Consider the following 12711-nt stretch of genomic DNA (forward strand, 5'->3'; position numbering starts at 1 on the left):
GGCGAGCGACTATGATTAGGTCTGTGAGGTTCGCCTCGCATGAAACCAAAGGGGGATTACCATGAGAGGTTCCAAATGGCTCTTATTGCTCGGCACGCTGCTCGTATCGGGTACGGCTTTAGCCGCCTGCGGCTCGAACAACGGCAACGGCGGCGGCGCTTCGGCATCGTCCGAAGCTTCGCCAAGTTCTTCCGCATCGGCAGGCGCGTCTTCTTCGGCAAGCCCTGCCGCTTCCAAAGACGACAAACCGGTCACGCTTACGGTCATGACGAATATCGTCGGCGAACCGGCCAATGTTCTCGAAGAGATCTCCAAAGAGTTCACCAAAGAGAATCCGAACATCAAGGTCGAGTTCAGCGCGCCCGGCGCGGATTACGAGAACATCATGAAAGTGAAGATGGCTTCCAATGCGATGCCGGACGTCTTCTCGACGCACGGTTGGGCCAAAGTGCGCTACGGCCAATACTTGGCGGATTTGAGGGACGAAGCGTGGGCCAGCCAGATCGATGACAAAATCAAGCCTGCGGTTACCGATGACTCGGGGAAAGTTTACGTGCTTCCGATCGATCAGGACAAATCCGGACCGGTCTACAACAAGGATGTCTTGGACCAATACGGCGTTGCGGTTCCGACCACTTGGGACGAACTGCTCCAGGCGGCGGAGACGATCAAAACCAAGAGCGGCGGCAAAGTCACCCCCATTCACATCGGCGGTGCGGACTCCTGGCCGATCGGGCAATTTTTCGACTTCATGGCGACGCCGTCCTTCATCAGTCCGTCCACGAACGACTCCGCTCAACTCCTGGACGGCTCGTTCGATTGGAAGAAGTTCGACAGCCTCCCGCAGATGCTGCTGGACCTGCAGAAGAAGGGCTATTTGAATAAAGACGTTCTGACATCCAAGTACAGCGATTCCGCCAAAGCGTTCGGCGAAGGCAAAGTCGCTTTCGGCTTCTATGGGCCATCCCTGATCGAAGAAGCGAAAAAAACGAATCCGAATGTCCACGGCGGCTTGATGCCGATTCCTTCGGTTGTCCCGGGCGATGCGCCGACGCTTGCGGGCGGCGAGAAAACGACGTGGGGCGTATGGAAAGACTCCCCGAACCTCGAGGCCGCGAAAAAATTCGTCGCGTTCTATGCAAAGCCTGAAAACGTGAAAAAAGTCGCCGCAGCAGGCGGGCTGCCCCCGGGTCTTACAGGCGTGGACATCGATGCGGGCGATTTGACCGCCGACTTCCAGAAATACGCCGATACGCCGGTATTCCCCTATTTCGATCGCGACTATTTGCCGAACGGCATGTGGGACGTCATGTGCAAAAACGGACAGGATCTGCTTGCGGGCGGCATTACCGTCAGCCAGTTCTCGGAAAATATGAAGCAAGAATTCGATCGACTGCGTACGGCAGCCCAGTAAGCGCAAGGCCGGATCGCCCGCGGACAGCACGCTGCCGCGGGCGATCCGGCGAACGAGGAGGAAGAAACGATGCCATCCCAACAACCGTCGCCAGTCCGTCCGGCTGGCGCTGCCGTCAAACCCGGCTATATCCGCACCTTTTTCCGATCGTCGTCGGCCTTGAACCTGATGTACGTGCCGGCGCTCTTCCTTTTCGGCATCTTTATTGTCTACCCGCTTATCAAAGGCGTCCAAATCTCCTTCACCGAGTGGGACGGCTACTCCCAGCACCATACCTGGGTCGGATTGAAGAAGTACACGCAAATGTTTCATGACAAGAAAATTGGAACAACCGTCCGAAATACGCTGATCTACGGGATCGGCAGCACGTTGTTCCAGAATTTGCTCGGGCTTGCCTACGCGCTGTTTCTCGACCGGAAAATCAAGGGCAAAGGCTTGATGAGAACGATCGTATACTTGCCGGTCATCATCAGCCCGCTCATTATGGGGTATATTTTTTATTTCTTCTTCCAATATGACGGGGGAGCGCTCAACGACATTTGGACGCTGCTGCAGCTGGAACCGATCGATTGGCTGGCGAACGGACGGCGCGCCGTCTGGATCATCACCCTTGTCAACACGTACCAGTATATGGGAGTCGCCATGATTATTTATTTGGGCGGCTTGCAGTCCGTCCCCAAAGAGTACTATGAAGCGGCGCAAATCGACGGGGCGAGATGGTGGGCGCAGTTCCGGAACGTAACGTGGCCCCTGCTGGCTCCGGCGATTACCGTTAACATCGTGCTGAATATTATCGGCGGCCTTAAGCTGTTCGACGTTATCGTCGCGATGACCAACGGCGGCCCCGGGTACGCTTCCCAATCGCTGTCCACGATGATGTACAACTTGTACTTCGCCCGCCAGGACGCCGGTTACGCGGCCGCGCTCGGCAACCTCATGTTCGCGATCATCTGCGTGATCAGCCTGTCGATGCTGTTCCTCCTGCGCAGAAAGGAAGTGCGGATATGATCGGGAAGATCGGCGGACGAATGGCGATGCTGCTTGTTCTTGCGGTGCACCTCGTTCCTTTTTACATGCTCATCAACTTATCGTTCAAGCCGTCGGAAGACAACAGCAGCAAATGGCAGCCGGCACGGTCCCTCTACACGGACAACTTCGTCAACGCTTGGAACAATGCCCACATCGGCCGGGCTCTCTACACGAACATCGTCGTCACCTTCTGCTCGATCGCGCTCGTCGTCCTGATCGGCGCGCTCGCCGCTTACCCGCTGGACCGGCATCGGACGAGGTGGAACCAATTTATTTACGGCTTGTGCGTCTCCTGCTTGATCGTACCGGCGCTGACCATTCTGGTGCCCCTGTACAAATTCATCGTCGACATCGGCGGCATCAACCATTATTGGGCTACCATTCTCATTCAGGTAACGTTCTCTTTGCCGCTGTCCATCTTCCTTCTGACCGGCTTCATGGGTACCGTTCCTAAGGAGCTGGATGAGGCCGGCTATATCGACGGATGCAACCGGTTCGCGATCTTCTTTCGGATCATCCTGCCGCTGCTCAAACCCATCGTGGCGACGATCGTCATCGTCATCGGGGTCCAAATCTGGAACGACTACCAGTTTTCCGTCTTTTTCCTGCAGAAGCCGGGCGTGCAGACGATTCCCGTCGCATTATCGATGTTCATCTCACAATTCCACAGCAATGTTAACTGGGTGGCGGCAGGCTGCCTAATGGGAATGCTTCCGCTGACGGTTCTGTATTTGTTCCTGCAAAAATATTTCATTAAAGGAATGGCGGACGGTGCGGTCAAGGGGTAGCTTAGTCGAACCGTATGCCCAGCTTGCGGTCCGAGAAATCCCGCAGCAGCATGAACGCGTCGCCGTTCGTGAGCCGGTCGCGGTCGCGGATGCTGCTCAGCGTCTGCGGCGTCAGCCAGCTCTCGTCCGGCGAATCGGCGGAAGGCTCGCCGCCCGCCGCCCGATCCATCATCTCCGCGGCTTCCGCCAGCGTGAGCGGCTTCTTGAGGGCGTCGGCCGGAATGCTTCCGGGCAGGGTCTCCGAATTCGCATGGAACCGGTCCGGCTGCAGCCTTTTCAGATGGCTGAGCTGGTTGGCGAACCGCTGCGGGTTCGTCGGCTCGTCCAGCTTCCAGTCGAGATTGCTCTGCCCGCCCGAAGTGAGCAGCAGATTGGCTGCGGTCAGCAGGCCGGGATATTGCGGTCCGGTCAAATAGCCCGGCTCCTTGAACTTGTCCATCGTCAGGTTCATGCCTTGGCGAACCAGCAAGCTTCTTAGCTCGCTGATCCGCTCGCGCGACTCGGACAGCTGGGCGAAGCTGAGGCCGTTCTCCGCCGCCACCTTCGCCGCCGCTCCGGCCGCTTGGCCCGTCGCCATGCCGAGCGGGACGACGCGGGCGCTGCCGGCCGCGGTCGAATCGAAGCTGGCGGACCGCCCCACGACCAGAAGCCCGTCCAGCCGCCGCGGAACGAGCGACCGGAACGGCACGCCGTATTGCTTGGGCTTGGCCAGGATCATGCCCGGCGCCCGGCTGCCGGCGTTCTGGATGTCGATGGCGTAGGAGCCGTAGGCGATATCGTCCCAATGGCTGCGGTTGCCCATGACGTCCGCGAGCGACAGCCGGTATTCCCCGTCCAGGTGCCGCGATTCCCGGGTATACAGCTCGGAAGCGGTGCCGTCGTACCGGAGCGGCCGGAACTCGGGGAACTTGTCCTGCAAATATTTGACGATGAGCGGCGCTTCCCGTTCTCCGGCTTCGAGCCCTTGCCGGACCGACGCAGGGTTGGTCGGATCGACTCCGTACAGCTGCATCGCGTTGATCAGCAGCGTGCCGTCGTCCTGGCGGCCGATGTTGAGCCCCCTCAGCCGGACTTTATCCGGATCGCTGGAAGGGTAAGCCGCCGCCTCCGGATAGCCCCAAAGGCTCATCCGGTCGATGCCCGTTCCCGGATGCTTGCCGAGCTTTTCCCAGACCGCTTCGGTGACGCCGCTCAGCTTGATCATCAGCGTCGACGCCATCCAGTTGTCTTTGTCCCCGATGTCTTCCCGGCCGAACGTGAACGCGGCGCCGGCCGCGGCGGCGATGTCGGCGTCCTGCGTCGCGTCGATGACGGCACCCGAACGAACGTCGAGCTTCGCGCCGTTTTCCCGCGTAAGCTCCATGCCGGTCACCTGATCGCGCCCCTCCGCGCTTCCGTTCTCCCGTTCGACGATCGGCTTCCAATCCCGCACATGCATCAGCAGGTCGATGTTCGGCTCGTTTTTCACCAGCGTGTAGAAGGCGTTGGCCGCCGTCGTCGTATCGAACGCGCTGCCTTCCACCCGGTCGTACCATTCCTGGAAGATGCCCTTGTTCAAAAAACGCGGCTTGCGCAGCGAACGCAAATGTTTGGGCTGATTCGGCGAGAAATTGAGGTCGAGCATGTTCAGGTCCCCGACCGTCAGCAGCCCGCCGAGCACGGACCGGTTCCGGCCGTCGACCAGCAGAACGCGAAGGCCGTTGCGGGCGGCGGACACCGCGGCGGCGACGCCCTCGGGATCGGTGCCCGCCACGATCACGTCATAGCGGTCTTGCAGCCGGTCGGCCGATTGCACGACGAGCAGCGGCTGGCTTTTGGCGGAATTGACGAGGCGGTGCCGGTACTCGGTCTTCCACCAAACGAGGCCCGCCAGTCCGACGATCAGCAGCGCGGCCAGCGAGATCCGCCGCAAAGTGCGGAAAGACAGAAAAGCGCGAGAACGCATGCGGGGCAAATCCTTTCTCTGATCGGCGATGAAGCTTCGGGAATGGGGTCCCGGCTTTACGAATGAGACGAGACGAGAAGGACAAAAGTTGTCGCGGCCGAAAAAAATTTAGCGATTTTTTGAGAACGGAGATGAGGAGGAGAATCTTGAGCGGACCGGCGCCGGCTGCTTCTGCGGTTTAAAGAAGCAGGAGAGCGCCCGGGTTGCGCAGATCAGAGCGACGACGACGAACAGCAGCGCCCAGACGAGGGCGGGCATTCCCGTCGCCCGCTCCAGGCCGGTCGCGTCGCCGGCGCGGGAAGAATCCTGAAGCGCGTAAAGCGCCAGCGAGAACGGGCCGATCGCCGATTCCTCGAGCGTCAGGAACGCGAGCAGCAAGTAATAGACGCGCAGAATGACGCCGGAGGCGAAGCGCCATGCCAGCGAATTCAGCGCGGCGAAGACAAGGAGCCAGGTGAATCCGAAGCCTGAATGGACGAAGAGAACCAGCGAGAGGATCGCGATGACGGAAACGAGCCCGAGTCCCGTCTTTAACCGGCCGCGGTAATAGAGATAGAACAGCAGCATGGAAAAGACGGAGGCGCCGATATAGCCGGCGAGCGCGACGGGCAGCTGGCTCCAGGAGTTGGCGAGCCTGGAGTAAGTGACGCCGCTGTGGTCGGCGTGCAGCTCGATCCGCAGCACTTGGCCGGACAGCAGCAGCGTGACGACCGCATGGCTGAACTCGTGAACCATCGTATCGACGTTGCGGAAGAACGAGGAGAACGGGATGAGACGGGTCAAAAATACCGAAACGACCAAGTAAACGATCGTCAGCAGCCATTTGCGCATCGCTTCGATTCCTTCCTTTCCCGCCGTTTCGTTTCCTCCACTTTACCACACCCGAAGGCGGGGCGCGAGCGGCAGCCTGCCCGGCGTAAACCGAGCGAATTCGACACGGAACTTCCGGTCCCCGGAACCATTGACCGTTTTTTCGGGCGCGGGCGATAATGGAGATGAGTCTTGCACAAATTTACAATCGGGAGTGAGCCGATGTCCAAGCGAGTGCTGATCGTGACCGGCGACGGAGCCGAAGTGCTGGAAGTGTATTATCCGCTGTACCGGGTGAAGGAAGAAGGCTACGAGGCGGTCGTGGCGGCCCCGAGGCAAAAAACGCTGCACACCGTCTGCCATGATTTCGTCGAGGGCTGGGACACCTATACGGAGAAGCCGGCCCACCTGCTGGCGGCCGACGCCGCGTTCGCCGACATCGATCCGGCGGCGTTCGACGCGCTGCTCGTTCCGGGCGGCCGCGCTCCCGAATTTATTCGCAACGACCCCGGGCTGCCGCGCATCCTGCGGCACTTTCTGGAGAACGACAAGCCGGTGGGCGCGATCTGCCACGGCGCGCAGGTGTTCCTCGCGCTCGGCGACCGCTCTCTGTTCGCCGGCCGCACGATGACCGCGTACAACGCCTGCAAGCCGGAGGTCGAATCGCTCGGCGCGCAATACGCCAGCGAGACGCTTCACGTGGACGGCAAGCTGGTGACCGGCCATGCCTGGCCCGATCTTCCCGGCTTCATGCGGGAATTTCTGAAGCTGCTGCGTTAAGTCCTATCTCCCCATCGCGGCGAGACGACAAGAGCCCAAGAAGTCCGCGCCGGACTTTCTTGGGCTCTTGGGCGTCAGCCAACGGTCAAGATTTCGCTTCGTCCTCGAAATGCCGGATAAAGGCGAGCGCGCTGTCGGGATTTTTGGCGTTGATGCGGACGGCGGCGACGTATTCCGTCGACCCGCTGATTTTCAGCTCTTTGCCGATCGCCGTCTGCGACAGGTCGATGCCGTACACGTGCTCGTCCGTATCGTCCTCGGTCTTCGACTTCACCGCCGCGCCCGATTGCGCAAGCGTTGCGGCTTCCGGTTCGGTCAGCGTATCGAACGGCACGAATGCGCCCTGCGGAGCGAGCTTCTCGAAGTTCGCCTTGTCCATGACGAACAGATCCGATTTGTCCTCCATCACGACGATCATCGCTTTCTGCAGCAGCGCCATGTCCTGGTCGCTCTTCATTTCCGCAGGCACGTACGTCAACTGAGCGATGACTCTTTTCCAATCCGGAAACATCGTCAAAATGTCGTTCTGCAGCGGTTCCGTGTCGCTCCCAAACCCATTGCCGTAAAAATAATTGCCGTAAAACATGACCGAAAGGTTGGCGGGCGGCAGCTTCGCGAGCTCGGCCTGATGCTGCCGATGATCCGCGTAGCTTTTGATGCCGTAGACGATCAGCGCGAGGATGACGATGCCGATCACGATATGGAATTTGTAGTAGTGGAAGAAGTGGGCTCGCTTCTGCCTCCGTTCCGCTTTCTTTTTATCCGGGCCGTAGGTCTTCTCGAGGTACTCCTGTTCCGCCTTCTTCTTCTCGTAATCGCGAATGAACCGGTACGCTTCCGATATCGCGTCGATATCCAGAACGCCTTCCGGATCGGACTCGTTCCCTTCCCGCATCTTCTGGGAGCGGGCCCGCCGCGTGAGCAGGAAGTAGCGATTCTCCAACTCTTCCTTCGTCGCCGTCTCCGGAAGTCCGAGCACTTCGTAAGCCTGTTTCAAATCTTCCATATGATCGTCACCTTCGCTTGATAGCATTTATCCTATACGTAAGTATACGTGATAATAGGAAACGGTTCCACTTCGGGGTGTCCGGGCAGGGAACGATCGGCTACAATTAGGGGAAAAGAAGGGAGCGTCGGCGATGGACCGTCTCGGACTATTCCCGGCCGTCTGGCTGGAGGAAGAGCGTCAACCCCGGGTGCACGCGTATTACTTCAAGCAGTGGGAACGCTACGACATGGCTTATCATCGCCACGATTCCACTGAAATTATGTACGTGATTTCCGGGGTTTGCGAGGTGTGGCTGCAAGAGGGCCATTCGGCCGTTCCGGAAGGCATCGAGTTGAAGAAGGGCGAGTTCATTCTTCTCAATGCGAACGCGGAGCACCGGCTGATCGTGCGGGATACGTGCCGGATGCTGAACGTGGAATTCGGGCCCGCGGCGCACGGGAGCGCCGTTCCGTCCATCAAGCGGCTGGCCGAAGAGGACGGTCCGCTGCACGGGCTGCTGGTCTCGAATCGGCCATATGTCGTGCTTCGCGATCCCGAAGAAGTATACCATGCGCTCAAAAGCCTCGTGCTCGAGCTGGACGCGGGCGGTCTGGACGGAGGAACGCTCGGACAGCTTCTGCTGTGCCAGCTCCTGATCCGGATCGCCAGACTGAAGCAGGAAGCGGCGGGAGATCCGGAGCGTCAGGCGGCTCTCTATGTGAAGATGAGCGCGGCTTACCTGTACGAGAACTATGATCGGGATATCCGCGTCAAAGATGCGGCCGCCGCGGTCAACCTGCACCCCGGCTACTTGCAGCGCCTGTTCAAGGCCCAGACCGGCCGGACGCTGATGGAATATTTGACCGCGATCCGCATGGAGAAGGCGAAGATGCTGCTGCTGCGGACCGACATCCCGGTATCGGACATCCCCGACTATGTCGGCGTCGGCAGCCGATCTTATTTTCATGCCTTATTCAAAAAACATACCGGCCTGACCCCCGTGGCGTTCCGGCATTCGATCGACGCCCATCGTTGGCGGGAGGGATGAAAAAGTTAGAATTACGGACAGTTCGGAATGCAGGAAGTCACGATCTTGATAACGCTTGCCCGTTGCCGCGGCTACAATGGAGAAGGATCGAATAGCAGCATATCAATCGCGGCAACGGAGGGATCGGACATGTCTTTCAAAATCGCTTTTATCGGCGCGGGCAGCATCGGCTTTACCCGCGGCCTGCTGCGCGACCTGCTCAGCGTGCCGGAGTTTCGCGGAATCGAAGTTGCGTTTACGGACATCAACCCGCACAATCTGAAGATGGTGACCGAGCTGTGCCAGCGGGACGTTCGGGAGAACGGGCTGGACATCCGCATCCAGGCGACGACCGACCGCAGGGAAGCGCTGAAGGGAGCCAAGTACGTCATCTGCACGATTCGCGTCGGGGGCTTGGAAGCGTTTGCGACCGACGTGGACATTCCGCTGAAGTACGGCGTCGACCAGTGCGTCGGAGATACGCTGAGCGCCGGCGGCATTATGTACGGCCAGCGCGGAATCGCCGCGATGCTGGACATCTGCAAGGATATCCGCGAGACGGCGGCGGAGGACGTTCTGCTGCTCAATTACGCGAACCCGATGGCGATGCTCACGTGGGCGTGCAACAAGTACGGCGGCGTGCGGACGGTCGGCCTGTGCCACGGGGTGCAGGGCGGGCATTGGCAGATCGCCGAGGCGTTCGGCTTGAAGCAGGAGGAAGTCGACATCGTCTGCGCCGGCATCAACCACCAGACCTGGTACATCCAAATCCGCCGCAACGGGGAGGATCTGACCGGCAAGCTGCTCGAGGCGTTCGAAAAGCATAAGGACTTCAGCCGCACCGAGAAGGTACGCATCGATATGCTGCGGCGGTTCGGGTACTACAGCACCGAATCCAACGGCCATCTAAGCGAATACGTGCCCTGGTACCGCAAGCGTCCGGACGAGATCGGGGAATGGATCGACCTGGGCAGCTGGATCAACGGGGAGACGGGCGGCTATCTTCGCGTTTGCACGGAAGGCCGGAACTGGTTCGAGACCGACTTCCCGAACTGGATGAAGGATCCGGCGCTGAAGTACGAAGCTTCGCAGCGCAGCCACGAGCACGGCTCCTACATCATCGAAGGACTGGAGACCGGGCGCGTCTATCGCGGCCACTTCAACGTCGTCAACGGCGGCGTCATCTCCAATCTGCCGAGCGACGCGATTATCGAGGCGCCGGGCTATGTCGACCGCAACGGCATCTCGATGCCGGTCGTCGGCGAGCTGCCGCTCGGACCGGCCGCCGTCTGCAGCGTCAGCATCTCCGTTCAGCGGCTTGCGGTCGAGGCGGCGGTGCGCGGCGACGACAAGCTGCTGCGCCAGGCATTCATGATGGACCCGCTTGTCGGAGCCGTCTGCAACCCGAAGGAGATCTGGCAGATGGTCGACGAGATGCTGGTCGCGCAAGAAAAGTGGCTGCCGCAATACGGTCCGGCGATCGCCGAAGCGAAGGAGCGGCTGGCGGCGGGCAATCTGCTGCCGACCCGCGAAGGCTACCGCGGCGCGGCGCGTCTGGCGACGAAGACGGTCGAGGAGATGAAGCGGGACCGCGAAGCGGCGAACAAGAACGCCGGCGAGTCCGATAAGGGCAAGGACCGCGCCGCGGCCCATTGAACGAACTTTTCGCAGCCTTGCGGAAGATAACCCGCCGAGACGGATGAATTCGTCTCGGCGGGTTTTTCGTTGGGCCGACAGCGCCCCGGGCTGGCCCGGCTTGACGTCAAGGCGCGGTGCGGATATGATCGGAATGAACGTTCGATTTAGAGGGGTGCAACTATTTTTCGACGGGGGGATCTTTATGTTCGAGAGCTACAACAAAGTGCAGAAAGCCGTGCTGGAGACGACTCTCGGCATCTTGATCGAGAAGGATCTGCAGGCGACGTCGATGTCGCTCATCGCCAAGCAGTCCGGCGTATCGACGGGCAACATCTATCATTACTTCGACAGCAAAGAGGCCGTTATCAACGAGCTGTACAAGGCGATCGTGAAGTTCAACGGCGAGTACGTGCTAAAAGGATTTTACGATACGGACGACATCCGGCCGCGATTCGATCGGGCCTGGGACCGATACGTCCGGCTGAGCCTGGAGCATCCGCAAGGCTTCCGGTTCATCGAACAGTATTCCTTCTCCCCTTATATTTATCCGGAATCGAAGGGGGAGGCTTACGAAGGCGGCTGGTGCGGCCCGATGAACAAGCTGTACGAGGAGGCGATCGGCCGGGGGGAATTCGTCAAAGAGAACCCGGCGGCGCTGGTGCAGATGCATACCGGCTCGTTCGTCTATTTGATCAAAGGGCATTTGGAAGGGCGGTTTCAACTGACGGAGGAGTTGATCCGCACGGCGATCCGCTCCTGTTGGAACTCGGTTCGCGCCGAGGAAACGGCGTCCGCCGATCCGGCATAACGGACGCCGCACGACCTCGGTTACAGAGCTTCCGCCACCGATTTGAGCGCGGACAGCACCGCGTTCTCCCCTTCATCGGCGCCGCTGTCCGACGAGCCGGCACCCGGCCGATTGTCGGTCTGCACGATCGACAGCAGCGTTGCGCCGTTTTCCTCTTCCAGGACGTAGCTCATGACGAAGTAATTCTCGGGCTTGTCCTCCAAATCGGGACGAGGCGCAAACAGGGAATACTTGACCCGCTTCCCGGGCGTGACTTCCAGTACCTTGCCCCACTGCTCGTACACGTTGCCTTCCCATGCGCTGCGGAACCGGATCTCGCTTCCGACCTGCCAATCCGTCAGCAGATCGCTGCCGTACTGCCACTGCTTGACCAGCTCGGGCTTCGTCAGAGCCTCCCATACTTTGTCGGCAGAGGCGTTCATGCGGATGCGGGATACATTCTCGGCCATGCTTGTTCCTCCTCCTATCGGCTATTTCCTTAATGTAGCAAACATAGAGGGCGCTTGACCAGCATAACAAGACTTGCCATGAATCCGAATCTTCGCTTGACAAACGGAATGCGGAAAATTAGGATTAGAATGAACGTTCGATCTAGTCTTCTGCAACAATAGAATGAACGTTCAATTTAAAAGTTGGAGGGGCAAAGATGAGCAAAACGGTATTTATTACGGGGACCAGTTCGGGATTGGGCAAACGAACGGCGATTCGATTCGCTCGGATGGGCTGGAACGTAGCGGCCACCATGCGTACGCCGGAGAAAGAAACCGAGCTGACGTCTTACGACAACATTAAAATTTTCAAGCTGGACGTTACCCAGGCGGATCAGGTTCAAACGGCGGTGGAACAAGCGATCGCCGCATTCGGGAAAATCGACGTCGTCATCAATAACGCCGGAATGGGCACCTACGGACCTTTGGAGCTGGCCCAAGAAGATGCGATCGATTGGCAGTTTGCCGTGAATACGCGGGGACCGATCAACGTCATTCGTCAATTTCTGCCGCATTACCGGGCTAATGGAGGAGGGATGTTTATCAATATCAGCTCCTTCATGGGGATTACGACGGCCGTCCCGCTCGGATCGCTCTACAACATGTCCAAGTTCGCGCTGGAAGGATTAACGGAAGGTCTTTACTACGAACTGCGTCCCTTTAATATCGAACTACGCTTGATTGAGCAAGGCGGCTCTTCAGGAAATAACTTCAAGGACAATATTACCTGGAACAAAGATGAGAAGATCCGGGACTACGACGAGATGATGACGAAGCTGGAAAAGATCATGAGTTCCGCGGAAGCCGGCCGCGAGCTCGACGACCCCGAAATCATCGTGGATGCCATTGTCGCCCAGGCGACGGGGAAAAACAAAAAATTCCGCACCGTGGTCGGCGCCGCCGGCAATCAACTGATGGCCCTGCGGAACTCCGTGCCGATCGAACAATATTTGGAAACCATGGCCCAAAATTTTTGATCGTACGGCTTGGCAGGAA

General features: G+C 59.2%; 12 protein-coding genes. 8 read left to right on the forward strand and 4 right to left on the reverse strand.

Annotation, left to right across the window (positions count from 1 at the left end; genetic code table 11):
* Positions 1-61: 61 nt before the first annotated feature.
* The 3 genes from H7C18_RS08525 (at position 62) to H7C18_RS08535 (ending at position 3231) form a co-directional block, all read left to right on the forward strand.
* The gene (locus H7C18_RS08525; protein ID WP_185128599.1) at positions 62-1414 is read left to right on the forward strand and encodes an ABC transporter substrate-binding protein; all 1353 of its coding nucleotides are present in this window, start codon (positions 62-64) and stop codon (positions 1412-1414) included.
* A gap of 69 nt (positions 1415-1483) precedes the next feature.
* Positions 1484-2422: a carbohydrate ABC transporter permease gene (locus tag H7C18_RS08530; RefSeq protein ID WP_185128600.1), complete on the forward strand. Its 939-nt coding sequence runs from the start codon at positions 1484-1486 to the stop codon at positions 2420-2422.
* Positions 2419-3231 carry a carbohydrate ABC transporter permease gene (locus H7C18_RS08535; RefSeq protein ID WP_185128601.1) on the forward strand — a complete coding sequence of 271 codons (813 nt, stop codon included), beginning with the start codon at positions 2419-2421 and terminating at the stop codon, positions 3229-3231. The genes H7C18_RS08530 and H7C18_RS08535 overlap by 4 nt, the downstream gene beginning before the upstream one ends.
* 1 nt (position 3232) lies before the next feature.
* Here H7C18_RS08535 and H7C18_RS08540 read toward each other — a convergent pair whose 3' ends face one another.
* Together H7C18_RS08540 and H7C18_RS08545 are read right to left on the reverse strand one after the other, a co-directional pair.
* On the reverse strand, positions 3233-5176 hold the full coding sequence (locus tag H7C18_RS08540) for an FAD-dependent oxidoreductase (RefSeq protein ID WP_185128602.1): 1944 nt from the start codon (positions 5174-5176) through the stop codon (positions 3233-3235).
* 108 nt (positions 5177-5284) lie between these two features.
* The gene (locus tag H7C18_RS08545) at positions 5285-6007 is read right to left on the reverse strand and encodes a M50 family metallopeptidase (RefSeq protein ID WP_185128603.1); all 723 of its coding nucleotides are present in this window, start codon (positions 6005-6007) and stop codon (positions 5285-5287) included.
* A gap of 201 nt (positions 6008-6208) precedes the next feature.
* Here H7C18_RS08545 and H7C18_RS08550 point away from each other — a divergent pair, with 201 nt between their 5' ends.
* Positions 6209-6766, forward strand: a complete 558-nt coding sequence (locus H7C18_RS08550) for a DJ-1/PfpI family protein (protein WP_185128604.1) — start codon at positions 6209-6211, stop codon at positions 6764-6766.
* A gap of 85 nt (positions 6767-6851) precedes the next feature.
* On the opposite strand, the gene H7C18_RS08555 is transcribed toward H7C18_RS08550, so the two are convergent.
* Positions 6852-7772, reverse strand: a complete 921-nt coding sequence (locus H7C18_RS08555) for a J domain-containing protein (protein ID WP_185128605.1) — start codon at positions 7770-7772, stop codon at positions 6852-6854.
* 133 nt (positions 7773-7905) lie between these two features.
* On the opposite strand from H7C18_RS08555, the gene H7C18_RS08560 reads away from it, so the two are divergent.
* The 3 genes from H7C18_RS08560 (at position 7906) to H7C18_RS08570 (ending at position 11227) form a co-directional block, all read left to right on the forward strand.
* On the forward strand, positions 7906-8802 hold the full coding sequence (locus H7C18_RS08560) for an AraC family transcriptional regulator (protein WP_185128606.1): 897 nt from the start codon (positions 7906-7908) through the stop codon (positions 8800-8802).
* A 129-nt stretch (positions 8803-8931) separates the two neighbouring features.
* Positions 8932-10437: an alpha-glucosidase/alpha-galactosidase gene (gene melA / locus H7C18_RS08565; RefSeq protein WP_185128607.1), complete on the forward strand. Its 1506-nt coding sequence runs from the start codon at positions 8932-8934 to the stop codon at positions 10435-10437.
* Between the two features lie 184 nt (positions 10438-10621).
* Positions 10622-11227, forward strand: a complete 606-nt coding sequence (locus H7C18_RS08570; RefSeq protein ID WP_185128608.1) for a TetR/AcrR family transcriptional regulator — start codon at positions 10622-10624, stop codon at positions 11225-11227.
* A 20-nt stretch (positions 11228-11247) separates the two neighbouring features.
* On the opposite strand, the gene H7C18_RS08575 is transcribed toward H7C18_RS08570, so the two are convergent.
* Positions 11248-11676, reverse strand: a complete 429-nt coding sequence (locus H7C18_RS08575) for an SRPBCC family protein (protein ID WP_185128609.1) — start codon at positions 11674-11676, stop codon at positions 11248-11250.
* Positions 11677-11873: 197 nt separating this feature from the next.
* On the opposite strand from H7C18_RS08575, the gene H7C18_RS08580 reads away from it, so the two are divergent.
* Positions 11874-12692: an SDR family oxidoreductase gene (locus H7C18_RS08580; protein WP_185128610.1), complete on the forward strand. Its 819-nt coding sequence runs from the start codon at positions 11874-11876 to the stop codon at positions 12690-12692.
* Positions 12693-12711 lie beyond the last annotated feature (19 nt).

Origin of the sequence: Cohnella zeiphila (assembly GCF_014212055.1) — a bacterium.
Lineage (GTDB): Bacteria > Bacillota > Bacilli > Paenibacillales > Paenibacillaceae > Cohnella > Cohnella zeiphila.